Source organism: Paenibacillus sambharensis (assembly GCF_003233845.1).
GTDB classification, from domain to species: Bacteria; Bacillota; Bacilli; order Paenibacillales; family Paenibacillaceae; genus Paenibacillus_I; species Paenibacillus_I sambharensis.
Window position 1 is genome coordinate 63217 of sequence record NZ_QKRB01000038.1, and the last position, 26656, is coordinate 89872.

Genomic DNA, 26656 nt, shown 5'->3' on the forward strand with positions numbered 1-26656 from the left:
CAGCCGCTTCTTAGCCGGTTTGCTGGCTTTGCGGGATGCACCCCGGACCTGCTGTTTCCTTACCTTGATGCTCCAGCTGCGGGACAGGTAGCGTCAGGATGAATGTCTTGCCTTCCTGAAGCGGGCTGTCCACGATATGAATACTGCCTCTGTGGATGGCAACTATCCGCTGTACGATGGACAGGCCCAGGCCGCTGCCCTCCCGGGTCCGGTCTCTGGCCTGGTCCGCCTTATAGAACCGTTCAAAGATGCGCGTCTTGTCTTCCTCAGCAATACGTGCGCCGCTGTCGTAAAAGCGGGTTTCCAGCTGGCTATTCTGAAGCCGGACCGTGATACGGATTGCGCCGCCTGAAGGCGTAAACTTGATGGCATTGGACATCAGGTTGGACCATACCTGGCCCAGCAGTTCCTCATCGGCCTGGATAACCGTCTTGCTTGCCGACATCTCAACATTCAATCCTTTCCGTGCCCATACCGGCTCAAAGGCAAGAACAGTGCGGCGAATCTGCTCCGCGACGTCGAACGGCACAGGGGAGAGCGCCAGTTTATCGGAATCCAGTAGAGCAAGGCGGAGCAGGTTGTCGCTGAGCTTGGATAGGCGGTCGCTTTCCTGCCCGATAATCTGAAGAGCACGCTCTTGCTCGGAGGCATCAAGCGTACCCTCGAGCAGCATCTGCGAGAAGCCCTTCATCGAGGTTAACGGCGACTGGAATTCATGGGAGACATTAGCCACGAACGCTTGGCGCTCCTGATCGAGCTGTCCGAGCTCCGAGGCCATATGGTTAATGGATGCGGACAGCGCGCCCATCTCATCCTGCCGGTCGGTGGGGAGGCGAATGCTGAAATTCCCTCCGGCAATCTCACCCGCGGCGGTGGTAACGGCTTTAACGGGCTTAACCAGATGCCTGCCGGCGGCTAACATGAATCCTCCGCCAACAAGCAGCACGATTGCAAGGATGAAGGCGATCTCGCTGAAGCCTGATACCTCCTCCTGATCTGGAAGCACTTGCAGCTTGTAACGATCCCCGCCTATGTCCCACGGCGTACTGTACGCAGCCCCGCAGTCGCATAACAGACCATATGATTCATCATCTTTCCAGTTAAACCTCTGTTCACTGTCTTCGCGGCCTGGTATCTGGAGAGATACACGCACGGAGGCAAGCTGTGCGGCCGTTTCAAGGAAAGAGGCCGCGTCCTGGGGCCTGGCTTGCTCGTAAAGCTGCATAATAGCCGCTGCCGAGCGCTTAAGGCTCTGCTCCTCCTCTTCGTATCCGGAGTTCCAGAACAGCACGACAGCGGAAGCAAAGCCAATGGCTACGCTGATTAAAACAGCCGCGCAGTAATAGAGGACAATGCGGGTATATAATGACTTAATCATGCTGAACCACCAGCTTGTAGCCCAATCCGCGTACGGTGACGATCTCAGTACGGGAGGAACAGCCGGAGAGGCGTTCCCGCAATCTTTTTACATGTACGTCCACCGTACGCTCATCGCCTTCGTAGTCTACGCCCCATACCTGCTGGATCAGCTGCTCCCGTGTCAGCGTCCGGTTCGGATGGGAAGCAAGCAGAGACAGAAGCTCGAACTCCTTGGGCGGCAGAACTATGTCCGTTCCGTCGAAGCTGACCGTGCGGTCGGTGTTCATATACAATCCCCCAACCTCAATCACACACCTGTGGTCCAGCTGAAATCTCCTCAGCAGCGCTTTCATTCGGTAGCGAAGCTCGGCAGGGTCGAAGGGCTTCACAACATAATCATCTGTACCTGCTTGGAAGCCCATAACCTTATCCGTATTTGTCCCCTTGGCGGTAAGGAGGAGGATGGGAATGTCGTAGTAACGTTTCAGTTCCCGGCAGACCTCCAGTCCATTCATGCCTGGCATCATGACGTCGACAATTGCGATATCGATGCGCTGGGCAGCGGCGATCCGTAAGGCATCGGTTCCGCTTCCTGCCTCTGTGAGCTCATAGCGGTCTGTCCGCAGGGTCATCCGTATCAGCTCCCTGATATGCGGGTCATCGTCGGCTATTAATACACTCGTCATCCTGTCTCCTCCTTCAAGGGGTCACTTACGCACAGCAGAGTCGTCTTTAGAGACAACCTGCAGCCCCCAATCCATTATAACCAGGCCTTAACATAACCGGCTAGTATCAGGAAGGCAGGGCCGGGTTATAGTTCTTCACATGCCGGTCAAAAAACGCCAGCAGCTCGCTGTTAATGGAACGCATCAGCATCTTATCCTTCCGGCCGAGCAAAGGGGTGTACAGCCCCATGTCGGAGAAGGTCATGTGATCTGCCCCGGCGATCGTTCGCTCTATGCCGTTGTTACGCAGCAGACCGGTCTTCCTCCGCTCCATCTCCTTCGCAACCTGCTTATACTGCTCAGCGGATGCAAGGCCGTATTCGGCTGGATCGGTTGCGACCTCATCAGGCAGCTCCCTACTGGTGAACTGTTCCGAGTCGGCGGTCTGCATATACAGGAATGGGCCGGGTAACCCTTCGGTGATTGCCTCGCCAAATGGGAAGCCGTCCATATTGACGCCTGCCAGAATGCCGCTCTCAGGATAGGCATGCATAACCTGCGCGGCAGCTGCACCGCCAAAGGAATGGCCATACATTCCGAGACGCTCTAAATCCAGCTTGCCGGTCAAGAGACCATACGGGTCCTCTTTATTTACTCTCTTTAGCTGATTCATCGCAAAATTAACATCATTCACCCAAGTGCGCATCTCGCTCTCCATGGCTGTCCAGTCAAACCCTGCGTCACCCAGATCCTTCTGTCCTTCAGTTACCTGCCCGTCTGGTGCAAGTGTTGGGAACATCGTGTAATAAGGGTGCTCAATGGCAGCGACGATATAACCATGACTGGCAAGCTGCTCAGTTTGAGCGGCGTACATAAAGTTAGACATCCCGTAACCCGGAGAGAATAGAAGTACAGGATACTTCCCTTCTTCTCTCGAGACCGGGGCCAGCAGATAGGCGTGTGTCTCGGTGCGCGAGATGCTGTCCAGCAGCAGGCGGAGCTCCAGGGGTAGAGATTTGCTAACCTGGTAAATGTGTTCCGGCGGGTATGCGTAAGGAGCTCTCTCTGCATCCTGCTGGCTTTCCGCGGGATACCATATCCGCACGGCAATGCTTCGTTTATCAGCGGGATCCGAGGTGAATGTTTCACTGCGGGTGGGGTCAGTCCAGTAATAGCTAGCTGTGCCAACACCATAGGGGCCTGTCGGTTGTTCTAATATAACAAGCGGCATCAGATACAGAGGGATGAGCAGCGCGACAGCTGCGGCGAGTGCTCCGGCCAGCCCCAGTGTGATCCGCCTCACGAGCGGAGCGTGCACGAAGGGGTGTAAAGTGCTGCCTCGTATCATAGCGACTAAACAACCAAGCGCACTTCCTGCAAACCACGCATAGAGCGGGATCATCTGCAATCGGGCCCCTTCAAACAGCAGATGAAGGACACCCATAATGGTACCGCTTAGCGCAATGGCGGGTATCCATGGCTCCCTTGGCCGCAGCTTGAAGCAGTAACCGAGAAGAATGAGCGCGGCGGCTGCAAACAGACAGATTTCAAACGGCTTCATATTCATGATTCCTCCCCGTTCTCATGTTATAAGTTGAGGCTATCAGGGAAGTATGAACGGAAGATGAACGAAGTGCGGTCAGGAGAAAGTGGTCATAATGGAAAAAGCCCGCCTGCAGCAAAGGCGCTGCAGGCGGGCTTTAAGCCGTTTTTATGGACGGATGGCTGTTTCTACCTTACCATTCTGGGCTAACGATACAGCAAACAGATGAAAAACTTCATAGCCGCCGCTAACCGCTTCGATTTCATCTTCGTCGAAGGAGCTTGGGTAGCTCGTGAACATGTCTTCATAGAAGAGACAGATCATAATCTCGTTGTTCGGGAAGCTCTTGGCTGCTGACCTGCCAAGGCTGTCCATCCACTGCCCGTATGCAGTATTGTTCGAATCGAAATATTTCAGGTAGGTTGCGTAATCATCTGAATCGAGAACATTAAAGACCACAACAGTTCCGTCCTTTACGTAGGAGACCCATTCACCCAGATGAATGGAGCCGCCTGGCGTAGGGAACGAAGTAGCCGAGCTGTTCAAGGTATTCTTTACCGAGCGGGCAACAGTTTCCGGGTTTTCCGAAGAGCCTGTGGAGCCAGCCGGCACAGTAGTTGCCAGGGAGGAGAGAGGCGTCGTAGTCAGCTGGGCATAGCTCTTGCCCTTGATCTGATTAAGCATGTCTGCGGCTTCTGCGATGGAGATAGCAAAGTTCAGACTGGCATTGCTGTCAATGCCGCTTGCTGTAATGCCAACGAGCTGTCCCTGCTGGTTGAAGAGGGCGCCCCCGGAGCTGCCATGATCAATCGGCACGCTGATTTGAATCAGCTTGACGTTATCTGCTGTTGTTCTGAAGCTGCTGACTAAGCCTTCCGATACGGTATTTTGCATCCCCATCGGGCTGCCGATCGCTACGACCTTCTCGCCCTTGGACAATTTAGCAGGATTACCGATGGTCACCGAGGTTGCCTGGAATGTGTTGGATGCTAGCTTAACCAGGGCCAAATCCCTAGTGGCGTCATGCGCGATAACACCGGCAATGTCAAAATATCGGCCGTTAGTATCAACCACGCGTCCGGCCGTACTGCCTTCAATAACATGATGGTTGGTAATAACTACTCCCTCACCGAGATACACGCCGCTGCCCTGAGCTTCTGACATTTCGATCATAACAACCTTACTGTCGTTAAGATTGGTGATCTGCTGGGTACTTAGAATGCCTGCAGCCGCATTCGAAGCAGGGGGGGGAGTAGTTTGCGCTGGCTTTGACGAAGTGTAATCTTCATTGCCCTGGGATTCTACATAGATGGATGCGGCGGCTTTATCCTGCGATACGCTGTAACCGGTAGATTCGCCTACAAATCTTACAGGTATATAGGTCGTATTGTTAATAAGAGCAGGTGCTACAGGCAGCACGGCTGCTGTACCGTTGACATTTGCTTGCTTATTCCCGATCTTGAGTGTAATGACAGTGCCTGACTTCGTGGCTCTGACGGTCTTGGACTTACCATCATATTGGAAGCCGAAGCCCATGGCGGACAGAACAGGCTTGAATGGTACGAGAGTAGTACCATTACGGACAATACCGTTAGAGGTAGCGAGTGCACCGTCCACGTACACTTTGTATTTGGTTGCTGCAGCTTGTACGCTTGCTGCGCTACCGAACAACAGGATGACTGATAGTAGAGCGGCGAAATACTTTTTCAACTTGGATTCCAGCACCTTTCCTTCAACTGATGTATGAAAAATATGTGTTTGTATGACTTGTCTCCCGATGATCTGCGTCCTTCCGACAAGCACAATTCGCCAGTGGTACCGATTTTAGGTACAAGTCTACCAATCCATTATAGTTCATTAGTAGGAGTCTGTGGGAAAAAGTTTCATAAAATTTTGCTTAAGCCTTTGTTTGACAATGAGAATCTTTATCAACTAGAATAAAGATAATCATAGCTATTTATTTAAGGAGGGCATGCTTTGTTCGTTCAAACAAGGTCGATTGTTGTGGAGAAGGGCTTTGCTGATCAGGTCGTGGAGCGATTCAGCTCGGAAGGTGCGATAGATGCAATGGAAGGACTGGTTGACCGCACGGTGATGGTGAACCGCTCAAGCAAGGAGCAGGAGGAAGTGCTCGTTATGATCCGCTGGGAATCGGAGGAGGCCTGGAAGAATTGGGAGAAGAGCGATGCCCATATTCAAGGGCACCGGGATAACAGAGGGAAACCGAAGCCTGAATTCATAATCAGCAGCTCGGTAAATATGTATAATGTAAAGACGGTCCGTCCCGGTAAGGCGGCCGGAACGGTATAGGCAGAAGAGGTTGTCCGGCGAGGGTCATGAGACCCGGCAGGACAACCTCTTTTTATTAAAGAAACCAATTTATCTAAGGGCTGCTCGTATCCTGACCGGAAGGAGGACGTTTGCCCTTCTTCAACTCGCGGATGGAATAACCGAAATCCATCTGAAGATGAGGGTAATCCCGGAAGCTTGCCCAGTCGCCTCCCCAAGTAAACCCCAGGTCCTTGGCGATGCTGACGACCTCCATCCAGTCGGATTCCCCGTTGCCGTTGCCATCGTAGCTCAAGTCCCAGATGACATCTCCGTCATCTGTCCGCAGAGCGAAATCTATGGCGAGGCCATAATTATGGTATGACTCACCGCCTTGGGCATGCGTAACGACAGGCCCTTCATCGCTTCTCCCCTGACGGTAAAGGGCATCCTGTTCTTCCTTGCTTCTGAAGCCGTCCGTTATCAGAATGGTAATCCCGGCTTCCTCTGTGAGGCGGATTAGCTCATTTTGCTTGGCTGCGACAATCGGGTGAAGCCCCGTAACGGGCGGTATGTCACGGACAGAAGCTTCGGGCTCCAGTAAATCCGGGATAGGCAGTTCGTTCCAATATAGGATCAGCCCTAGCGTAAATAGCAGCAGGAGTATAGTGTTTCGCCTAGAACGCCGCTTAACACGCCTAAGGTTTCTTTCATGGTCTGCGGGATAGGGGGCGGGCAGCTCGTGTGCGCTTCGTGTTACCAAGAGATCCTGCCTGTTAGGCTTCATAACTTATGCTCATTCCTTGTTCGTATACTCTATCGTTACAGGTGCCAAACGTCTTCTGCCTATTATAGAACATATTCATGCGAAGGTAACCCGCCGCAGGGCGGTAACAGGCCCGGACTTAAGTCCGGGCCCCGGTCTACTAGTATGCGAGTAGAAGAGTAATATTAATGTACCCTACAGGTCCTGCAGGGAAATGACTTCCCCCGAATGAGCCAGTACGCCATAATCGGAATCCAGCTTGCCGCATAAGCGGTACTTGCGGAGTTCAAAATCATAGACATATACCGGGTCAAGACGAAGCTTATCATGAAGCCTTCTGCATGCTTCTTCAAGACTCAGCGGCTCGTCGTAGTCGGCTGGTTCGTAGTCGTCATAGAGGTCGAGGAAGGAGAGAGTATCCATCCAGTTGACAACCTCCATAGACACACGGTCGATGTGAACAATCATCTTGATGCCGGGAAAGCGCCAGTCATCCGGTACCTTGAGCTTGGCAATAACATAGCCGTGGCGGACAGACAGGGAAACCATGTTCCATCTTCCGGAGTCTTCCGGATACTTGCTTCGCAGCAGGCCGAGTACGGCATGCCTCGCGAGCTCGCGTTCCTCTGGAGTCAGCAGGCGCATATCTGGGTCAGGCTCCCGTTCTAGTACCTGTTCGACCGTAACGGGGTGCCGGGTAAGATTAAGCGGACGGCGTTCATAGGGATGCTCAAGCGGCGACTCCCATTCCATCCGTTCGTTGACGTCACACCGTGCGGCTTCATCAATGTCGGTCCGGATGGGAATCAGTGTTTTCCGGTCTTGGGCAATGTACACTTCTTCCAGGCCGTAAACAGCCAGCCACTTCCTGGTTTTGTTGGCTGGTACAGTGAGCCGCCGGAGCTGCCCTGCCGCAATCTGCTGCACTTCCTCATCGAGCGTGAGCGTGAACGGCTCGGGAGTGATTTCATCGGCTGCTGCAAATCGTCCATGCCGGCTGTACATTACGAGTTTGCCGGTCTGATCCAGCTTAAGGTCAATCCTGGCTTGCGGGGAGATTGGAATGCCCTCATAGCAGGCCGAGAACTGATACTCATTGCCGGTCTGCTTGCTCAGGCAGAACTGTTGACGGTATTGAAGTCCGGTCTCTCGTTCAATCCAGGCGGCAGCGGCTTCCGCACTCCCGGCTTCTATAACAGGCCCGCTGCTGAGTGAAACGCCGCCAACATACAGAATCTTGGTAAACTGCATAGCAGCCAAGTCCAGCTCAATAATAGCTGTACCGGGAGGATTGTAACCATCTTGGGACCGGCCGTCACGGTTAATGGGGAACCACTCCATCTCCAATGTATACAGTGTCTCGGAAAGGAAGTTATGACTGCGTCTGATGGCGCAAGCATGCAGCTTATAAGCGGACAAATCAATTCGGCTTTCAGTATAAGCAATCCATTCCATCATCTTCTTCTCCATGAGTGGACCTCCATTAGTTAGTAACCGGTTACATCGCAGATAGAGTAAATACGGAATCCGTATCAGTCTGTCAGTGACTGTTTCTGTTCCTAACATTATACCATCCCTGTCCAGTCAGGGCTAGAAGCACTCGCTGAATGCCTGAAATACGATGGGACAGAAAAGTCTAAGCAAGGCCGGTATGAACGGCATAAGATAAGGTAAACAGAGGAGACAGGTGGGATGAGTAATGAGCAGCAGGAGACCGGTCAGGTTTCAACGAATGAAGGCAGGCGTCGGTCTGGTGGTCTTTATTATAGTAATCATCAGCTTCCTGGCTGGCATCGGCAGAGGGCCGGAACTGGAGACACCAATTATAATCGGTTAAGAAAAGGGGGCGGATGCAGTGGCGGTTCGCAGAGACAGAGCAGCTGGCAGCCAAACGGCTGGTAACGGGAACCCGATTCCCCGCACGCAGTTAACCCCGCAGCAGATCGCGATAGCTTTTGGCTTGTTATCGAATGCGCTAACGGTAAACTCCGTGCTGATCGATCGGGACCGCAACCTGCAGTTTGTTGTCACAGGTCGTTTAGCCAATTTGGAGCTGCTCTTTAAGGATCTTGGGATTTCCAAGAATGACATGCTGAAGATGTTTGATTAGATATGGGAACAGGAGCGGACATGAAGAAATAGCGGAATGAAGCGGGACTGCTTGTCCGTCTGCTTCATTTTTTTGCTGTCCAAGACAGGCAGGGGAAGTCGTTGCGTATGAATTGCAGATTCGTCTGGCGAGGCAGGACAAGCTTGGCTTGATGAATTCGACAAAATGCGATAAAATTCTTATTTGTATCCTCTTAATATATAGAGGTTGCCATGATAGGGCGGCGTCATGATAACAAGGCGTGCAGCATAAATGTTCAGATAAGGAAGGAGGATAGCAGACAGGAAGACCCATTGGGTCTATGATATTTTCAACAGCATGTAAGGATTTGTGCCTCATAACCAATATCGCTGATTTTGTTTACAAATCTGAAACAAATATCTGTCATATGCCTTGTAATATAACGGTATTCAGTATACAATATAAAATATTTTTCAGTTTACTTTCTTTTACAAAGTCGTATGCGAAAGGGAGGTGTCATGCTACTTAACATATACATGACACGTTTCGAAGAAGGGGTATAATGCCAGCTTCTATAAAGAGATTTACAAATTGACTAATGGAGGGTTTCCATGAACAAGCGCAAAAAAACAGGATCCATTATGCTGGCACTGGTCATCTCGGTCAGCATGCTGCTGTCCGCCTGCTCGAACAACGGCGGCAACAATGCACCTACTAACGGGGGCACGAACACACCTGCTAATCAAGCAGAGAACAACAAGTCCGGTGAAGCAGCACTTGCTGCAGAGCAGATTTTCCGTATGAACCTGCATGCCGAACCGCCGACACTTGACCCGGGCATGACCCAAGACAACACGTCTGGTACCGTTCTGAATGCTGTTATGGAAGGTCTTACTACAGTTGATAAAGACGGTAACGTTCAGCCTGGTATGGCTGAGAAGTGGGAAGTATCCGAAGATAACCTGACGTACACATTCACGATCCTTGACGGTGCGACTTGGAGCACAGGCGAGCCTGTAACCGCTCATGACTTCGAGTTTGCATGGAAACGTGTTCTTGACCCAACCAAAGAAACTCCGTCCCCGTATGCTTACCAGCTGTACTACCTGAAGAACGCTGAAGCATACAACACTGGAGAAATTAAGGATGCGAGCCAAGTAGGCGTTAAAGCGCAGGACGATAAGACACTTGTTGTTGAACTGCATTCGCCGACTGCTTACTTCCTGAACCTGCTCAGCTTCTATACTTACTACCCTGTTAACAAGGCAGTAGTTGAAGCCAATCCTAAGTTTGCAGCAGAAGCGGCTACGCATTCCACGAACGGTCCTTTCCTTCTGACGGAATGGAACCACAACGAATCGCTGCTGCTGACGAAGAATCCAAACTACTATGATGCTGACAAGGTTCATTTCACTGAAGTGCGTTTGGCCATTATTAACGACAGCAACACTGAACTCAGCATGTATGAGACGGGCGATTTGGACTGGGCTGGCCGTCCGACAGGCGAGATCCCAATCGATATGATTCCGAGTCTGAAGGAAGATTCGGAAGCCAATCTGCAGATTCAAGGTATTGCAACAACTTACTACTTTAACTTTAATACCACAAAAGAGCCGTATGATAACGTAAATATCCGTAAAGCTCTGGCAATGGCGATTGACAGAAAGGCGATTGTTGAAAAAGTGACACTGGGTGATCAAATCCCGGCGTTCGGTTTTGTACCTTACGGCATCAAAGGCCAGAATGATACGTTCCGTGATGAAGTGAAAGACAGCTACTTCACAGAAGACGTAGAACAGGCTAAGACACTGCTGGCTAAAGGCCTGGAAGAGAAGGGCCTGACCAAGCTGCCTACTATCGAGCTAATTCACAATGAAGGTGAAGGCCACAAGAAGCTCGCTACAGCTATAGCTGATATGTGGAAGACAAACCTTGGTGTAGATGTAAGTGTTCAATCCCAGGAATGGGGCGTATTCCTGACCAACCGTACGAACCTCAACTATCAAGTTGCTCGCGCTGGCTGGGGTGCTGACTACAATGACCCAATGACATTCCTTGACATGTGGATCACGGGCGGCGGCAACAACGATACAGGCTTCTCGAACGCTGAATATGACGGACTGATCAAGAAAGCACAAACATCTTCTGATCCAGCTGAACGTATGGAAGCAATGGCTGCTGCAGAGAAAATTCTGATGGATGAAATGCCAATCCTGCCGATCTACTATTACACAGGCATCTGGATGCAGAAGCCTTATGTACAAGGTGTATGGATTGACTACTCAGGTGAAATCAGATTCAACTACGGTTACATTGCCGAACATTAATTAAATCAGGTTGTCGTTCTTAAAGCCGTCAGGCCATAGGTAACGGTGAAGTGGGATATTTATGGATTACCATAAGTATCCCATTTTCTCCGTTCATGCGCAGCAGGGGCGAATGGCAGCTTGGCGCAAGTTCAAATTTTATCCGGAGATGATGCAGATGGTCCGTTTTATAGCGACTAAGCTGATGTACGTGCTGCTTACGCTGTTCCTGCTCGCTACTGTGACCTTCTTTATGATGAAGGCCATACCTGGTGATCCCTTCATGGGCGAGAAGAAGCTCCCGCCGGCAATTTATAATAATATCATGGCCAAATATGGCTTTGATCAACCGGTCTGGAAGCAATATTTAACGTATATGAACAATTTGCTGCACTTTGATCTTGGAGAGTCAATGAAGAGTGCTAACCGTACGGTTAACAACATCATTCAAAACGCCTTCCCTAACTCCGCTAAGCTGGGTATCGTAGCCATCATCGTATCCGTCATTGTGGGTATAGCTCTTGGCGTTATCGCAGCACTCTATCACCGCGGACTGATCGATGCTCTCGCAACGATCATCGCCGTGCTCGGTGTTTCGATTCCGAGCTTTGTTCTGGCACCGCTTATGCAGTACTTCTTCGCGGTCAAGCTCGGCTGGTTCCATGTTGCGGGTCTGAAGGAGCCGCTCGATTATGTTATGCCGGTCCTCGCGCTTTCGGCACTGCCGATCGCCTTTATCGCGAGGCTGACACGTTCCAACATGGTCGAGGTCATGAATTCTGACTATATCAAGACCGCTAAGTCGAAGGGTCTGTCGAAGGCTATTATCGTGAACCGGCATGCTCTGAGAAATGCTATTCTGCCGGTTGTCACCTATCTTGGACCGATGACGGCGAACATCGTTACCGGCTCGGTTGTTATTGAGAAGATATTCGGAATCGCGGGTATCGGCAAATATTTCGTAGAGAGTGTTTCGAACCGCGATTATACCTTGATTATGGGTCTTACATTGTTCTATGCGTTTATCTTGATTGTTGCTCGATTCCTGACGGATATCGCATACGCTGCTGTCGACCCTCGCATCAAGCTGAACAGCCGGGGAGGTGGCTCGTAAGATGTCTAATCTGCACTTGACTAAGAACCATGAGGAGCAGCATGCAGCCGCTTCGACTGACCGGCATCAGCATCTTAATCTGAAGCCGGAAGATTTCCGCAAGATTGATACATCTGACTTGAACGCGGAAGTCATTTCCCGTGAGAGCGTCTCGGTATGGCGGGATGCGATGGAGCGGGTGATCAGCAACAAGCTTGCCATGATATGTTTGTTTATATTGATTGCCATTACCGTGATGTCTGTTATTGGTCCGTGGCTGACTCCTTATGATTATCAGACGAATGATCTGTCGAGCACGAACCAGCCTCCGTCCAAGGAGCATTGGTTTGGCACGGATGAGCTCGGGCGGGATATGTTTGAACGTACCTGGATGGGGGCGTCCATCTCCCTGCGTGTCGGTTTGTTTGCTGCACTTATTGACCTTGTGATAGGTATTATCTACGGTGGCATTATGGGATACTTTGGCGGGCGAGTGGACGAAATCATGAACCGCGCTGCGGAAATATTGTATTCCATACCGACACTGCTAATTGTTATTTTGCTGGTTGTTGTCATGCAGCCGAGTTTGTTTACGATCGTACTGGCAATTGGTATTACGGGTTGGGTTAACATGGCCTGGATTGTGCGCGGTCAGGTTATGCAGCTGAAGAATCAGGAATATGTCCTGGCATCCCGTTCGCTTGGCGCGAGCGCGAGCCGTATCATCTTCCGCCACCTGATTCCGAATGCAATGGGCCCAATTATTGTTACGCTAACGCTCACTGTACCGAGCGCAATCTTTGCGGAAGCGTTCCTGAGCTTCCTGGGCCTCGGTGTGCAGTCGCCGGCCGCTTCATGGGGTACCATGATCGAGGACGCGCGGAGTGCCATGAAGGTTTTCCCTTGGCGTATTTTCTTCCCTGCCTTGTTTATCAGCTTGACGATGTTAGCATTTAACATTTTTGGCGACGCGCTTCGTGATGCGTTCGATCCAAAATTGAAGCGGTAGGAGGGAGAGTTCCATGAAATCTGACAATAAACTGCGTAACAGCAGCAAAGGGCAGAATGCCCAGCCTCTGCTGGAAGTAGAGGATCTGCACGTTTCCTTTGATGTTCGGGGAGGAGAAGTGCAGGCTGTTCGCGGTGTAAATATGGTTATTAATAAGGGCGAAGTAGTCGGAATCGTAGGCGAGTCGGGCTGCGGCAAGAGTGTTACCGCACAGACGCTGATGCGCCTTATTCCTTCACCCCCAAGCCGTGTGAAGAAAGGCTCTATCCGCTTCGCCGGTGAGGATGTACTCAAGAAGTCGGAGAAGGAGATGCAGCAGCTTCGCGGCGGCCGCATGGGCATGATCTTCCAGGACCCGATGACTTCTCTTAACCCGACGATGACAGTCGGACGACAAATTACGGAGAACCTGATTCGTCATCGCAATATGTCGATGAAGGAAGCGCACAAGCGTGGAGTAGAAATGCTTAATCTGGTTGGTATTCCACTTGCGGAAACCCGGATGAAGCAGTACCCGCATGAGTTCTCCGGCGGTATGCGTCAGCGTGTTATGATCGCGATCGCGCTTGCCTGTGACCCAGAGCTGCTGATTGCCGACGAACCGACAACAGCACTCGACGTTACGATTCAGGCACAGATCCTGGAAGTCATGAAGGAGCTGCGCAGCCGTCTGAATACGTCCATTATGCTGATTACCCACGACCTTGGTATTGTAGCCGATGTCTGTGACAAGGTTATCGTTATGTATGCCGGCCAGGTTGCTGAGACTGGTACCGTGCATGAGATCTTCACTAATCCGAAGCATCCTTACACGCAGGGTCTTCTGGAATCCATTCCAAGGCTGGACGATGACAAGAGCCAGCCGCTTGTTCCGATCCCGGGCACACCGCCGGATCTGATCAAGCCGCCAACAGGCTGTGCGTTCGCTGCACGGTGCAAATATACGATGGATATCTGCACGCGTGTGGACCCAGGCCTGTTTGAATGCAGCTCGACACAGTCGGCCCGCTGCTGGCTGAACCATGAGATGGCCAAGGAGGTGCACGCATGAGCAGTTCACAGAACAAGACGTTGATTGAGGTCAACAACCTCAGCAAGCTGTTTCGTGTTGGCAAAGGCCGTACGCTGAAAGCCGTCAATGATGTCAGCTTCTTCATCCGTGAAGGTGAAACACTGGGTATGGTGGGCGAATCGGGCTGTGGCAAGTCTACGGTAGGCCGCACACTGCTTCGCTTGTATGAACCATCCGGAGGCGAAGTGAAGTTCGAAGGCAAGGACATCTATAAGCTGTCTGCCTCCGAAATGAAGGCTATACGGCGCGACATGCAGATGATCTTCCAGGATCCTTACGCATCGCTCAACCCGCGGCTGACCGTTAACGATATTATTGGTGAAGCATTGGATATTCATAACCTTGCCAAGAATCGTGCGGAGCGCAAAGCCAGGGTAGCCGAGCTGCTTCAGCTTGTTGGACTAAACGCCGAGCATGCCAACCGTTACCCGCATGAATTCTCAGGCGGCCAGCGCCAGCGGATCGGTATTGCCCGTGCGCTTGCTGTTAACCCGAAGTTCATCGTCTGTGACGAGCCGATCTCAGCACTTGACGTCTCCATTCAAGCACAGGTTGTCAATCTGCTGAAGGAGCTTCAGCGCAAGATGGGTCTGACATATCTGTTTATCGCGCACGACCTGTCGATGGTTAAGTACATCAGCGACCGTGTAGCGGTTATGTATCTGGGTAAGCTGGTAGAGCTTGCGGAGAGTGAAACGCTTTACGAAGAGCCACTGCACCCTTATACCCGTGCTCTTCTGTCAGCTGTTCCCATTCCGGATCCTGACTCCGAGACGCAGAAGCGGAGAATTGTCATCAAGGGTGACCTGCCGAGCGCGATTGACCCGCCTAGCGGTTGTCCGTTCCGTACCCGCTGCCCGCTTGCCAAAGAGGTGTGCGCGCAGGAAATGCCCCCGCTTATCGAGCACCGGCCTGGGCATTATGCGGCCTGCCATTTTGCAGGAGAGCCGCTGCCGAAGCAAGAAGGTATCGTATCTGCGGGATAAGGCGGCTGCACGCTGTCCAAGCTTTTTATGACCGAATGGTTTGAATATACAATTAACTGCCACAGCCCGCTCGTGGAATCTCTTAGAGATTTCACAAGCGGGCTGTGGTCTTTTTGTGCGGTTGGGCGGTTCTCATTGACACATCTAGAACAAGTGTATATATTATATATATACACTAAATACGGTTAGCGTGGTGATGTATGAACATTATTATTTCCAATGCGTCCGGGGAACCGATTTATCTGCAGATCGTGACGCAGCTCAGAAGCGCTATATTGAATGGTACATTAAACCCTGGTCAGGGGCTTCCCTCCATCCGTCAGCTGGCCAAGGATCTGCAGATCAGTGTCATTACATCGAAGAGGGCTTATGAGGAGCTGGAGAAGGAGGGGCTGATTGATTCGGTCGTCGGCAAAGGCTCCTTCGTATCGGGCGCCAGCTCTGCCCAAATCCGCGAGCAGCGGATGAGGCTGCTGGAAGAGAAGATGCGGGAGGTCGTGAGGGAAGCGAAGGGGCTGAATGTAGGGCTGGAACAGATGCTTAACCGTTTCGGTCAGCTGTACAGTGACGAAGGGAGCGAATGAGATGAATCAGGATGAGAATGTGATTGAGCTTGACGGACTGTCCAAATCATACTCGCGTTTTAGGCTGGAGCCGGTCACGATGTCGTTTAAACAGGGTTATATTACGGGCTTGGTAGGGCCTAATGGAGCAGGCAAGAGTACGCTGATTAAGCTGATCATGGGAATGGCTGTGCCCAGCAGCGGCGGGGTGAAGATATTCGGCCGGAGAATGCCGGAGCGTGAGCTGGAGATTAAGGAACGCATCGGCTACGTCTCGGATGAGTGTCACTATTATGAGCATCTATCGATAGGCGCCATGAAGAATGTGCTGGCTCCCTTCTACAGCCGCTGGGATGAGAAGCAGTACAGTCAGCTGCTGGAGCGCTTCGAGCTTCATCCCAAATCCAAAATCCGCAGCCTGTCCAAGGGGATGAAGATGAAGCTGTCTCTGGCCTTTGCGCTGTCTCACCATGCAGACCTGCTTATCATGGATGAACCGACGGCAGGACTCGATCCGGTATTCAGACGGGAGCTGCTGGATATGCTGGCGGATTTCATACAGGACGATACGAGAACAATTATCTTCTCAACCCATGTCACGACGGATCTGGACCGCATAGCGGATTATATCGCCTTCATGAACAAGGGAAGCCTAGTGTTCTGCGACTCCAAGGAAGAGATATTCGAACGTTATGCTCTGGTTAAAGCGGATAACTCTCTGCTCGATCGCGATACACGCGGCGCACTCCTCGGCATTCGGGAGACGTCCGTCGGGTTTGAGGGTCTGTCAGCAGACAGGAAGGAAGCGGAGCGCCTGTTCGGCGGGTTTGCCCACATCGAAACCCCCACGCTGGAGGATATCATGTTCTATACGGCAAAAGGGAGGTCCGGTGCCCATGTTTAACCTGATTCGCAAGGATATGCTGGTCGTCCGGTTTTATTACCTGTTCATTGTCCTGTATGCGGTATTCTTCGGTTTTGTGATGAATAACGAAGCTTCGACCGTACTCGTCGGTGCGCTCTCTGCCATCATGCTGGTTATGTTCTCCGTCAATCTGGAAACGAAGAGCAAGAGTGTTCTGTTTATTGGGAGTTTGCCGGTAAGGCGCAAGCAAATCGTTCAAGCCAAGTATGCCGTTGTGATTGTCTTCCTCATCATCGGCCTGTTCATGAGCCTGCTCGTTCATCTGGTCAGTCTGTATGCGCTCAATAACCCGGTGGAGTGGACCTGGATGCAGGCCTCCCTCACAACAGGAATTGTCCTGCTTTTCTCCTCCCTGTTCTTCCCGGTTTATTATTGGCTGGGGGACCGGGCGGCCCAGGTGATTTCCTTCCTGGCAATCTTCCTTGCTGTATCGGTGGTTGTCGGGATGAGCGGTGTTATTAACAAAATAACCCTTCAGCTTCCCTTTGATATCAGCTCCCCGGCAGCTGTCCTGTCGGTTATTGTTGGAGGAGCACTGCTGCTTTTCCTGGCCTCCTACTGGCTGTCCTTATCGATCTTCCGAAAGAAGGATATGGCGGGGTAGTGCTGCCGCAATACGAAGAGCCGGGCCCCGCAGCCCGGCTTCTCAAGCGCAACATTATTTACAGGCCGCTGCTTTGGAACAGCTCAATAATTTCACCGTCAGGTCCTTTGAAGAAGGCAATACGGACTGGCTCGCTGCCAAGCATGACATCGGTCGGCTCCATCGTGACCGCCATACCGGCATCCCGTACCAGCTTAAGCGCGTCGTCTACATTACTGCTGCGCAGGGCGATGTGCAGGAAGGCTCCTTCCGGCTTCTGTCCTTCTGCCCCGCCTGCGAAGATCTCCAGGTAGTTGCCATCTCCGGTATCCAGCATAACAGCACGGCCAGGACCCTCACCCCAGCGAACACGCTCTTCAAAGCCCAGTATCTCGGTATAAAAATGCACGGATGCATCAAAATCATAGACACGGATCGCCACATGATGAAATCCGCCTCCGCCAATCTTCGAATTATTCCCCAACTCTTACGCCTCGCTTTCAGTTCAAGTATTCTCTACATAACGAGTATAAACCGCCCTTGCACAAATAACAAAGCCACACCTATTTTTCGCACTGCGGTATCTTGGGTTTTGCCTGAATCATGTTTGTCCTTCCTTACAGCGGGTAATAACAACTAGAACACAGCACCAGGCAAAGGAGGGATAAACCATGGCCAATCTGTCTGGAGATGACATCCGGAACCGGGAGGACAAGCGCAACCACTCACCGGAGCAGAACAAGACGATTGAGAAGGGCCGCGATGTTGAACCTCAGGCCCAGAAGTGGAGTGACAAAAAGGGCGATGACTCCAAGTAAACTGAACACGGAATCCCGAAAGCTGAACCGTCCACTTGCAGGTGGGCGGTTTTTTGCTATGGTTCAGCTGTAGTGGGACAACGTACCATACTTAACAAGAAAAAACCGGCCGGTCCACCAGTAGGGCGGATGGCCAGTTTATAGTTTAGTTTAGGATAAGATTGCTTTTTCGCCTTTGCGTTTGGTTGTATTGGCCCCATCGTCCTGCAGCCTGAGCAGGCGAATATGGAAGACATACTCGAACAAACCCAGGAACAATACAATGACCAGAAGCTCGGACAGGTGCAGCGGCCATTCAATCAAGGCGCTGGCTCCCCAGATGACAAGTGCAGCCCATACAGTATCCGCCAAGGTGGCAGTTATATTATTGGTCTTCGGCAGGATGACAAGATCACCAAGCAGATAGGCCGTTACCGTTAAGATAAGAGCAATTGATAAGGCACTCCAGAACGGCATTTCGGTAAATAACATAAGCGTCAAAATAACGATAAAGCCGTTACCAGCCAACTTTAGCAAGAAACTTTTCATTCGTCATCACCTCTCCTTAGCTGTCTATTATTTGTTTAACCATCCCCACACCCTTGGAATCGCAAAATTGGGAAATTCCTCTTACAAAGTCGAAAAAACACTGAATTTTCCAGTTAAATCAGCGACATGTCTTCAAACTCTATTATTTTATATTTTTATTAATAGGTTAATAAAAATGGGTTGACAAAGGTAAAACAATCCAGTAATTTATAAATACAAGAATGCGCTTACATTCTTGTTAATGAATCAAGGAGGTGAACGGGAAAGCCACACAGTTAGAGGGCCTGCGGGGTGCCTTCAAACCCTCACCTATTATAATTTTAAAGGAGCGGATCAGATTGGTGAAACGTAAGAAATGGCTGGTATCAGCCGCGCTTGCCCTGACATTGGTTACTACTTCCGTATTCCCTGCTTATGCAGCTTTCTGGAACTTGTCAGGCGACATAGGTGTGCATGACCCTTCAATCATCAAGGAAGGCAATGCGTGGTACACCTTCTCTACCGGCCCAGGACTGCAAGTATTACGCTCGGACAACGGAACGAATTGGTATCGTACACCACAAATTTTCTTGCAACCGCTTTCCTGGTGGAAAAACTATGTGCCAGGCCACGCCAACAATGATGTTTGGGCACCGGATGTCGAATACTTCAACGGGCGATACTGGCTCTATTACTCCATCTCGACCTTTGGCTCCAATACATCCTTGATTGGTTTGACATCAACCCACAGCATTGGTGCGGGACAGTGGCGGGATGACGGTCTGGTCATTCGTTCCACGAGTGCAAACGATTATAACGCAATTGACCCTAACCTGACGATTGATGCCAACGGCGAGCCTTGGCTGTCCTTCGGATCGTTCTGGAGCGGCCTCAAGATCGTGAAGCTTGACAAGAATACCATGAAGCCTACAGGCTCGGTAATGTCGATCGCCCGCCGTACAGCCAATAGCGGCGCAATCGAAGCGCCGACCATTGTTTACCGCAACGGCTACTATTACCTGTTCGCTTCGTTTGACAACTGCTGCAGGGGTGTAGACAGCACGTACAAGATTGTATACGGCCGTTCCAAGAGCATTACCGGACCATACGTGGATAAGAACGGCGTCAGCATGATGAACGGCGGCGGTACGGTCCTTGATGCAGGCAATAATAAGTGGCGCGGTCCAGGCCACCAGGACGTTTATAACAACATTATTGTCCGCCATGCCTACGATGCAGAGGATAACGGCGCACCGAAGCTGCTGATCAATGACCTGTACTTTGATTCGAACGGCTGGCCAAGATACTAAGCTGATTTGGAAACCGGATTGGCCGCATGAATATGCGAGCCGGTCCGGTTTTTTTAATGAAATAAGGGCACAGTTTATCACCTTTTATACCCGGACAGCGTTTGATATAGAAATACTGTCATAAGAGGTGATGCTGATGCTGTTTCGGCACATATTGGCGGCGTATGACGGATCTGTACAGGCGAAGAGGGCTTTGGAAAAGTCAGTACAGATGGTGGATAGCTGCAGCGGAACGAAGCTGACGGTCATCCACGCCGTTAACTTATATCCGCTTGCTGCAGGAGATATCATGATTGCACCAACGGACGCTATGAGTGAAAGCGCTTTGAAGCGGGGAGAGGAATTGTTGGAAGAAGCCAGGCTTTACACCGAGGGCCTTTGCAGGGTGAATACCGAGATGATTCACGGCAGTCCGTCCAAGGTGATCATTCAGCAGGCGGCAGAGCGGGGATGCGATCTGATTGTAGTGGGGAGCCGGGGGCTTGGGCCAATTCAGGGAGCCATGCTAGGAAGTGTAAGCCGTTATGTGGTGCAGTATGCTAAAGTGCCTGTGCTTGTCATTAAGTAGCTGCTCCAAGCAGCAGCAGATTACTGATACATCAACTCAGCTTCGTACTCGCTCCGATTTACGCACACGAGGAACCGAGGTAGCTGGCTGCTTGCGAATCCACTTCAGATAACGCGCGATCTCCGGATCAGCCTGCAGGGCTGGTACTGAAGTTAGACCAAGGGTAATGAGGTCCTGGTTCGTATATAAGGCATGGATCTGCTTATGACAGCTGCGGCATAAACGGGCAGTAGGCAGATGAGTGCCTCCCTTTGCTTTGGGTGTCAGATGATGACGAGTGGTCTGAACGCCTTCACGTCCGCATAACTCGCAGATCTGATGGAGTTCCTGTTCCAAGGTGCTCTCCTCCTTCATCGGCGGCTCGGTTTCCGTCCCAGTGTGCCCGCGGTTAGGGTATTGCCATTCATGCTCCTGCTCATAAGCAGCGCAAAATCCCCTTAAGGCATAGGCCTTAAGGGGATTTTGGCACGATGTCGGTGGAAACGGAAACTTTAGCGGTTGTCGTTCGAACGGGCGCTGCCGCCTTTGCTGCCGATTTCTTTATAGAAATCTTTATCATGCGAGTTCGATGTAGATTCGCCGCCTTTACGGCCGATCTCCTGATAAAATTCTTTATCATGGGATTTGGAAGTTGCTTCGCCGCCCTTACGGCCGATTTCTTGATAGAACTCTTTGTCATGGTTACGGGATGTTGCTTCGCCACCCATACGTCCAGCTTCTTCACGGCTCATACGATCGTCATTGCGTGCCATATCCAAATCACTCCTTATGTTGGTTTAGTTGTTGACTTGTTAACTGTGTTGCGCGCGCACTCTCTATTACCACAAGGACATGGCCATAAACAGGGTTAAGCTGTCGTTTAAAAATTTCTCATTTTTTCCCTTTTGAAACGGTAAAGCGCTTACGAATTTGGATTTCTATCTATAGTCTGGTCTGGCAGGGGTCCGTGGACAAGCCTGTCGAAAAAAGTGGAAGTTTCCTGTCGGACTTTAAACCAGCCGCGGGTTTCCTTCGTCTATATGATCAATGAAGCAAGCCGAGGGGAACGGGTGATCAATGGGGAGAATGGTTCGTACAGCAGCTGGTTTACGCAAGGAAATGGTGGTAGCGATTGTTGGTGTGATGGTGGTTAGTATGGTTTATGGACTTATCGGATTAGTGGAAAGGTTAGGCGGAGTGGGCCCTGGCTTGGGCGGACAGGTAATAGCAGCGTCTGAAGGTGCGGTAGGGCAATCTGGTGAGGAGACAGACCAGGCGGTAATGACCGCTGACGGCCTGACTGCGGCGGCAGAAGAGCATGCCGTAAAAGGGCCAGCTGCTGAAGCAGCGGCAGACAGCGCAGGAACGGAAGTGCCAGCTGCGGGGGGGCCATCAATCCCCGCTGCTCCGTCTGAGCAGCGCGCGAAGCAGCAGCCGGTGGATAATAATAAGCGGATGGCCCTCACCTTCGATGACGGACCGGATGCCAAGTATACAACCCAGGTACTCGATGTATTGAAGGAATACAATATTAAAGCTACCTTCTTCGTAGTTGGGCAGCAGGTAGAACGGTATCCTGAGGTCCTGAGGCGGATACGGGATGAAGGGCATGAGATCGGCAATCACAGCTTTGGCCATGCCAACCTGCGCAAGCTGAGCAAGAAGGGGGTAGAGCGGGAGATTAACCGGGGTGATGAAGCTATCCAGGGGGTGCTGGGCGAGAAGCCTGCTCTGTTCCGGGCGCCTTATGGCATCACGCCCGATACATTAACCGATGTCCTCAAGAAGAAGGGTAAAGAGCTGGTTGGCTGGACGATCGACACCCGGGACTGGGCGGGAACACCGGAAGATGAAATCCTTGGGACGGTCGTCGATCGTGTACAGCCAGGCGGAATCGTCCTGATGCACAGCTTCGGCGGCAAGAACTCCAACCTGGACAATACCATTGCTGCACTTCCGGCTGTTATTGAAGCGGTTCAGGAGCTGGGCTACAGCTGGACGACTGTCTCAGGGTTAAGTGGAGAGTAGTTCAACGGTTGGACAGCACCTGAATAAATTAATGAAGCTTTATGTAATATTTAATGGAAATCCGCTGGCAGTTGCCGGATAATAGAGGGTGAGGTTCAACAGCCGCAGGCCGGCATTCATCCGCGAACCGGGGTTCTTGATAGGGAACCGCGGTTTTTACTTTTTAAGGATAGATACCCGTCGACTGAACCGATCCGTGACTGCGGTCGTCCAATAGATTAGAGGTGGCAAATTTGCACTCGGACACACAATATGAATATTTAAGATACATAGGCGAGGATGCGGCGGAGAGGAAGGATGCTCTGAACGAGCTGATGACCGCTTATGGCAAGGATGTATGGAACTTTGCCTTCAGCATGACCCGCAAATGGGACCAGGCAGACGACATCAGCCAGGAGGTGTTCCTGAAGGCATACCGCAATCTTCACACCTTTCGTTCGGAGTCTTCCATTAAGACCTGGCTGCTGGCCATAACCCGCAATATGGTGCTCGACTACCGTAAATCAGCCTTCCTCCGCAAGGTAACACTGGTGGATGCCTTTACGGAGCAGGCAAGCGAGAGGTCTGCCGAAGGTGAGGTAATTGAGGCGCTGGCGGTTAATAATATGTGGAAGCAGGTACTGGAGCTGCCTTACAAGTATAGAGAAGCTATGATTTTATACGCCCACCATCAAATGTCGATGAAAGAAATTTCCCAGCTGCTGGGGGTTAGTGAAGGAACGGTTAAATCCCGGCTGTTTCACGCCCGCAAGAAGCTGGCAGACCGGAAGGGGGAAGACCAGCATGGACCCGATGGACTCAATGGATAAGAAGCTGAAACGCGATCTGTCTGGCGGACCGCTGACCCGGAATGGATTTGATGAACGGCTTGAGCAGCGGATTAGGGAAAGGCTGGATCATAGATCGGCTCCTGCACGCAGGAGCTGGCTGCTGCGCTTTGGAGGGTGGTCTACTGGAGCTGTTGCGATGATCATCTTGATTCTGGCAGTTATTCAGCTTGGCGGGGGGCAGCCTGCCGGGAACACGGAGCAGGTGATTGCAGATTATGACCAGGCTGAAGGGAATAAGGAGAATGCCGGTACGCTGTCTTACAGCGCCGAAAGCCCGCCGCAGACAGCTCTGCTGATTGCCCTGCGCAAAGACACAGCGGAGAGGGAAGGGGAGGAGAGCAGCACTTACCGGACCCTTCTTGTTACCGCAGGAGAGAATCTGCCGGAGAAGGTGGCGGAGGACAGCGGCATCCTTATGCCCTACAGGACGAACTTCTGGCGTGTGGATGTTGGCCGTGTAGACCTGGGCAAGATTGAGTATCAGGTTGCAGGAGCCTACAACGCGCAGACTAATAAGAAGACGGATAACCCTGTAAAGCTGTACAGCAAATCGGGGGCCCCGGGAGAGATTGTGCGCGAGAGGATCGATTATGTCGGCAACCGCTATATTGCCCTCACTCGTGAGATCGCCTCGCCAGGCGCAGAAGGGGAACATGACAAGCAGCAGGAGAAACAGGAAACGGTATGGGTGATGGAGGTATCTCAGCTGGGCCAAGCCCGGGAGCTTGGCAGCTTGGCAGCGGGAACCGAGCAGCATGCCGTTGCGTCGGCCAGTCCCGACCAGCCGCTGGCAGCGTTCCTCTCAAGCAGAGAGGACATGCCGATGGGCACCGAGCTCATACACAACTGGACGCTGACTAGAAAGCCAGGCCGCTGGATCGCGGAGAGAGCGCTTATGCCGGGTACCGCAGCGGCGGAACCGCTGCTGCAGGAGATCGGGCAGGAGCTGGATACGACGATCGTGCAGCACAATCAGCTGGATATCCCATGGCATGATATCCGGGCTGTCGAGCCTGCGGCTGTTGACGCCTACACTTCTCCCGCAGGCAACCTCGCGGTTATCCTGACGGACCGCAGGCTGCTGTTCTACGGAATGGAAGATCAGACGCTGACGAGCGTGGGATTTGAAGAAGCAGTCGGGCCGGATGAGACGATCATCATGGTTCAGTGGGCGATTGTCCCGCGGTACGTTGAGATGTGGAAGGAACAGGCGGGATCATTATTGAGGGAATAGGCATGAACAGCCGGCAAGAATAATGTCAGCTAGATTTAAGAGGTTGACGGCAACGCATCCACTGCGCGCCGTCAGCCTCTTTTTTTCTCCCCTGGCTGTGATTCATTCTTTACCGTTCATCCGTCCCTAAGCAGCTGCTTCATCCAGGCATAAAACTCATCTGCCGGCATGGGCTTGCCATAATAATACCCCTGCATGACACTGCAGCCGCGTGACTGCAGGAACCGGATCTGCTCCTCAGTCTCTACTCCTTCGGCTACAACATCAAGCTGGAGATGTCCAGCCATAGCAATGATGGTGCTGATAATGGCCTGCTTGGCAGGCAGGGCGCTCTGCCGGATAAAGGCCTGATCAATCTTCAGTGTGTCAATGGGGATTCGGTCAATGGTACCGAGCGATGAGTAGCCTGTACCAAAGTCATCCATCGATATTTTGACGCCGATCGCTCTGACGGCATTCAGCTGATTGATCGTCTCCTCAATATCCTGCATCGCGATAGATTCAGTAATTTCAAGTTCCAGATCATCCGGGTTCAGGCCGGATGACTGAAGGGCCTCTCTTACCATCTCTTCGAGCTTGCCGCTCTCGAATACACGAATCGACATATTGACAGATATCCTGAGCCTCGGCAGGCCGCTCATCTGCCAAGAACGATTCTGTTCACAGACCTTGCGCAGAACCCACCTGGTGATGCCAACGATCATGCCGGTTTCTTCCGTGATGGGTATGAATTCCGCGGGGGAGACCGGGCCAAGCATGTCGTGACGCCACCGCAGAAGAGCCTCAAGACCAATAACCTTGCCGGCATCCGCATCCCATTTGGGCTGGTAATGGATGTCAAATTCCTGCATCTGCAGCGCCTTGCGCAGACCCTTCTCCAGCTCCAGCTTACGGAGTGTATGGAGATTGGTCTCTTCATCATAAATGCAGTACCGGTTCTTGCCGGCAGTCTTGGCGTGATACATGGCTATATCGGCCGCCCGCAGCAGAGATAACCGATTGGTCCCATGCTGGGGCGTGAGGCTGATGCCAATGCTCGCGGTCATGTAAAACTCCGTGTCCAGCAGCAGGAACGGCTGCTTTAAGTGGAGAATCAGCCTGTCTGCCAAGTGCTCAGCATCCCGCCTTGCACCTGATGAGATAATCAGGAATTCGTCTCCGCCGAAACGGAAGAGCGTCTGCCTCTTATCCAGCACTTCCTGCAGTCTTCCTGCCATCTGTTGAATAAACCTGTCACCCGTATCATGTCCCATCGTGTCATTAATCATCTTGAACCGGTCAAAGTCGATATACAGCATGAATCCTTCTTCATAAATCATGGAGAAGTCATTATACTGTTGGCTCAGCTTATGCCGGTTAGGCAAGCCGGTCAGCGCGTCACTGTATGCCATTTTCTCCAGCACCTTCTTGTCATACAGCAGGGAGGTCCATGAAATGCCTATCAGCAGGAATGCGCCTCCGATAACGACGGCAAGCAGCAGGATAGACGAATGCTCTCCAGTGCCTGTAAGAGCGGCGTGGGCTGAGCCGAACGGCTCCCGGGAGACGGCAGCCATGCTGGCATAATGCATACCGCTTGTCGCAAGACCGATAAGCACAGCACAGAGGAGCTTCCAGCTCCGGTGTGCGCGATGTGCATGGAACCGGTGGAACAAGAGCAGGGCTGAACAGATGGCGATAAAGACAATAAAGGTGAACAACCCGAGCAGCGTGAAGTTGTAATGCACCTCACGAGGACTCTTCATCGCGGCTGATCCGGTAAAATGCATGGCAGTTATACCGAAGGAGAGAAGCACGCTTGAGCCGCAGAGGCGGATGAAAGACTGCTTGCCGCCCGTGTAAATCATGAACGCCCCGAAGCAGGCGGCAGCCGTTGCCACGAAGGATAAGCCGGCCAGCCCGGGAGTAAAGTCAATCCGCTCATCAAGCCAGGTTGTGAGCATCCCGATGACATGCATGGCCCAGATGCCAGTCCCCATAACCAATGAGGCGGCTAGAAGCCGCGGCCGGCGCAGCGTGGTGCCAAGGAAAAGTCTGCCCGCCAGCGTCAAGGCGAAGTAGGAAGCGGCCGTCGCTGCTGCAAAAGCGATGAAGACGGTTAAGGGATCGTAAAACCCATGAGTATGGTTCATCCTTTGACCTACTTTACAATGAAATCTGAATAGAACGGCGG

Annotated in this window: 28 protein-coding genes; 17 read left to right on the forward strand and 11 right to left on the reverse strand. The window is 51.9% G+C overall.

Features of this window, described 5'->3' with window-relative positions; genetic code table 11:
- Positions 1 to 10: 10 nt before the first annotated feature.
- The 4 genes from DNH61_RS07910 to DNH61_RS07925 all read right to left on the reverse strand — a co-directional run bounded on the left by DNH61_RS07910 (position 11) and on the right by DNH61_RS07925 (position 5277).
- Positions 11 to 1378 (reverse strand): sensor histidine kinase, encoded by a 1368-nt coding sequence (locus tag DNH61_RS07910; RefSeq protein WP_111146118.1) that lies wholly within the window; start codon positions 1376 to 1378, stop codon positions 11 to 13.
- Entirely contained in the window at positions 1371 to 2045 is a 675-nt protein-coding gene (locus tag DNH61_RS07915; RefSeq protein WP_111146119.1) for a response regulator transcription factor, read from the reverse strand. The genes DNH61_RS07910 and DNH61_RS07915 overlap by 8 nt, the downstream gene beginning before the upstream one ends.
- A 106-nt stretch (positions 2046 to 2151) precedes the next feature.
- Positions 2152 to 3585, reverse strand: coding sequence for an alpha/beta hydrolase family protein (locus DNH61_RS07920; RefSeq protein ID WP_181438617.1), 1434 nt, complete (start codon positions 3583 to 3585; stop codon positions 2152 to 2154).
- Between the two features lie 150 nt (positions 3586 to 3735).
- Positions 3736 to 5277, reverse strand: coding sequence for a trypsin-like peptidase domain-containing protein (locus DNH61_RS07925; RefSeq protein ID WP_146240964.1), 1542 nt, complete (start codon positions 5275 to 5277; stop codon positions 3736 to 3738).
- 267 nt (positions 5278 to 5544) lie between these two features.
- Here DNH61_RS07925 and DNH61_RS07930 point away from each other — a divergent pair, with 267 nt between their 5' ends.
- Positions 5545 to 5877: an antibiotic biosynthesis monooxygenase gene (locus DNH61_RS07930; RefSeq protein ID WP_111146122.1), complete on the forward strand. Its 333-nt coding sequence runs from the start codon at positions 5545 to 5547 to the stop codon at positions 5875 to 5877.
- A 73-nt stretch (positions 5878 to 5950) separates the two neighbouring features.
- Here DNH61_RS07930 and DNH61_RS07935 read toward each other — a convergent pair whose 3' ends face one another.
- Positions 5951 to 6622 carry a M15 family metallopeptidase gene (locus tag DNH61_RS07935; RefSeq protein WP_111146123.1) on the reverse strand — a complete coding sequence of 224 codons (672 nt, stop codon included), beginning with the start codon at positions 6620 to 6622 and terminating at the stop codon, positions 5951 to 5953.
- 174 nt (positions 6623 to 6796) lie between these two features.
- On the reverse strand, positions 6797 to 8071 hold the full coding sequence (locus DNH61_RS07940) for a hypothetical protein (protein ID WP_111146124.1): 1275 nt from the start codon (positions 8069 to 8071) through the stop codon (positions 6797 to 6799).
- A 229-nt stretch (positions 8072 to 8300) separates the two neighbouring features.
- Here DNH61_RS07940 and DNH61_RS26265 point away from each other — a divergent pair, with 229 nt between their 5' ends.
- The 10 genes from DNH61_RS26265 to DNH61_RS07985 all read left to right on the forward strand — a co-directional run bounded on the left by DNH61_RS26265 (position 8301) and on the right by DNH61_RS07985 (position 17230).
- Positions 8301 to 8438 (forward strand): hypothetical protein, encoded by a 138-nt coding sequence (locus DNH61_RS26265; RefSeq protein ID WP_181438618.1) that lies wholly within the window; start codon positions 8301 to 8303, stop codon positions 8436 to 8438.
- An 18-nt stretch (positions 8439 to 8456) separates the two neighbouring features.
- On the forward strand, positions 8457 to 8711 hold the full coding sequence (locus DNH61_RS07945) for a hypothetical protein (protein WP_111146125.1): 255 nt from the start codon (positions 8457 to 8459) through the stop codon (positions 8709 to 8711).
- Positions 8712 to 9283: 572 nt separating this feature from the next.
- Entirely contained in the window at positions 9284 to 10999 is a 1716-nt protein-coding gene (locus DNH61_RS07950; protein ID WP_111146126.1) for a peptide ABC transporter substrate-binding protein, read from the forward strand.
- Positions 11000 to 11156: 157 nt separating this feature from the next.
- Positions 11157 to 12092, forward strand: coding sequence for an ABC transporter permease (locus DNH61_RS07955; RefSeq protein WP_111146177.1), 936 nt, complete (start codon positions 11157 to 11159; stop codon positions 12090 to 12092).
- 1 nt (position 12093) lies between these two features.
- Positions 12094 to 13080, forward strand: coding sequence for an ABC transporter permease (locus tag DNH61_RS07960; RefSeq protein WP_111146127.1), 987 nt, complete (start codon positions 12094 to 12096; stop codon positions 13078 to 13080).
- Between the two features lie 13 nt (positions 13081 to 13093).
- Entirely contained in the window at positions 13094 to 14131 is a 1038-nt protein-coding gene (locus DNH61_RS07965) for an ABC transporter ATP-binding protein (RefSeq protein WP_111146128.1), read from the forward strand.
- Entirely contained in the window at positions 14128 to 15138 is a 1011-nt protein-coding gene (locus DNH61_RS07970; RefSeq protein ID WP_111146129.1) for an ABC transporter ATP-binding protein, read from the forward strand. Before DNH61_RS07965 ends, DNH61_RS07970 begins: the two co-directional genes overlap by 4 nt.
- A gap of 200 nt (positions 15139 to 15338) precedes the next feature.
- Positions 15339 to 15722 (forward strand): GntR family transcriptional regulator, encoded by a 384-nt coding sequence (locus DNH61_RS07975; protein ID WP_111146130.1) that lies wholly within the window; start codon positions 15339 to 15341, stop codon positions 15720 to 15722.
- A 1-nt stretch (position 15723) separates the two neighbouring features.
- Positions 15724 to 16605, forward strand: coding sequence for an ABC transporter ATP-binding protein (locus tag DNH61_RS07980; protein ID WP_111146131.1), 882 nt, complete (start codon positions 15724 to 15726; stop codon positions 16603 to 16605).
- Positions 16598 to 17230 (forward strand): ABC-2 transporter permease, encoded by a 633-nt coding sequence (locus DNH61_RS07985; protein ID WP_111146132.1) that lies wholly within the window; start codon positions 16598 to 16600, stop codon positions 17228 to 17230. Before DNH61_RS07980 ends, DNH61_RS07985 begins: the two co-directional genes overlap by 8 nt.
- A gap of 58 nt (positions 17231 to 17288) precedes the next feature.
- On the opposite strand, the gene DNH61_RS07990 is transcribed toward DNH61_RS07985, so the two are convergent.
- Positions 17289 to 17693: a VOC family protein gene (locus DNH61_RS07990; RefSeq protein WP_111146133.1), complete on the reverse strand. Its 405-nt coding sequence runs from the start codon at positions 17691 to 17693 to the stop codon at positions 17289 to 17291.
- A gap of 187 nt (positions 17694 to 17880) precedes the next feature.
- On the opposite strand from DNH61_RS07990, the gene DNH61_RS26270 reads away from it, so the two are divergent.
- Complete coding sequence (locus DNH61_RS26270) at positions 17881 to 18027, forward strand: hypothetical protein (protein WP_181438619.1); 147 nt, start codon at positions 17881 to 17883, stop codon at positions 18025 to 18027.
- 150 nt (positions 18028 to 18177) lie between these two features.
- On the opposite strand, the gene DNH61_RS07995 is transcribed toward DNH61_RS26270, so the two are convergent.
- The gene (locus DNH61_RS07995) at positions 18178 to 18555 is read right to left on the reverse strand and encodes a DUF2512 family protein (protein WP_111146134.1); all 378 of its coding nucleotides are present in this window, start codon (positions 18553 to 18555) and stop codon (positions 18178 to 18180) included.
- A 338-nt stretch (positions 18556 to 18893) separates the two neighbouring features.
- On the opposite strand from DNH61_RS07995, the gene abnA reads away from it, so the two are divergent.
- Together abnA and DNH61_RS08005 are read left to right on the forward strand one after the other, a co-directional pair.
- Positions 18894 to 19844, forward strand: a complete 951-nt coding sequence (gene abnA / locus DNH61_RS08000) for an arabinan endo-1,5-alpha-L-arabinosidase AbnA (protein WP_425452228.1) — start codon at positions 18894 to 18896, stop codon at positions 19842 to 19844.
- Between the two features lie 136 nt (positions 19845 to 19980).
- Positions 19981 to 20412 (forward strand): universal stress protein, encoded by a 432-nt coding sequence (locus DNH61_RS08005; protein WP_181438620.1) that lies wholly within the window; start codon positions 19981 to 19983, stop codon positions 20410 to 20412.
- A 36-nt stretch (positions 20413 to 20448) separates the two neighbouring features.
- On the opposite strand, the gene DNH61_RS08010 is transcribed toward DNH61_RS08005, so the two are convergent.
- Both DNH61_RS08010 and DNH61_RS08015 read right to left on the reverse strand, forming a co-directional pair.
- Entirely contained in the window at positions 20449 to 20748 is a 300-nt protein-coding gene (locus DNH61_RS08010; protein WP_181438621.1) for an HNH endonuclease, read from the reverse strand.
- 155 nt (positions 20749 to 20903) lie between these two features.
- Entirely contained in the window at positions 20904 to 21164 is a 261-nt protein-coding gene (locus DNH61_RS08015; protein WP_111146137.1) for a KGG domain-containing protein, read from the reverse strand.
- 304 nt (positions 21165 to 21468) lie between these two features.
- Here DNH61_RS08015 and DNH61_RS08020 point away from each other — a divergent pair, with 304 nt between their 5' ends.
- From DNH61_RS08020 to DNH61_RS08030, 3 genes are all read left to right on the forward strand, one after another.
- Positions 21469 to 22419 carry a polysaccharide deacetylase family protein gene (locus tag DNH61_RS08020; protein WP_111146138.1) on the forward strand — a complete coding sequence of 317 codons (951 nt, stop codon included), beginning with the start codon at positions 21469 to 21471 and terminating at the stop codon, positions 22417 to 22419.
- Between the two features lie 233 nt (positions 22420 to 22652).
- On the forward strand, positions 22653 to 23228 hold the full coding sequence (locus DNH61_RS08025) for an RNA polymerase sigma factor (protein ID WP_111146139.1): 576 nt from the start codon (positions 22653 to 22655) through the stop codon (positions 23226 to 23228).
- Complete coding sequence (locus tag DNH61_RS08030) at positions 23203 to 24483, forward strand: hypothetical protein (RefSeq protein ID WP_111146140.1); 1281 nt, start codon at positions 23203 to 23205, stop codon at positions 24481 to 24483. Before DNH61_RS08025 ends, DNH61_RS08030 begins: the two co-directional genes overlap by 26 nt.
- A 116-nt stretch (positions 24484 to 24599) precedes the next feature.
- Here DNH61_RS08030 and DNH61_RS08035 read toward each other — a convergent pair whose 3' ends face one another.
- A complete protein-coding gene (locus DNH61_RS08035; RefSeq protein ID WP_111146141.1) occupies positions 24600 to 26615 on the reverse strand; it encodes a putative bifunctional diguanylate cyclase/phosphodiesterase in 2016 nt (671 codons plus the stop codon).
- Positions 26616 to 26656 lie beyond the last annotated feature (41 nt).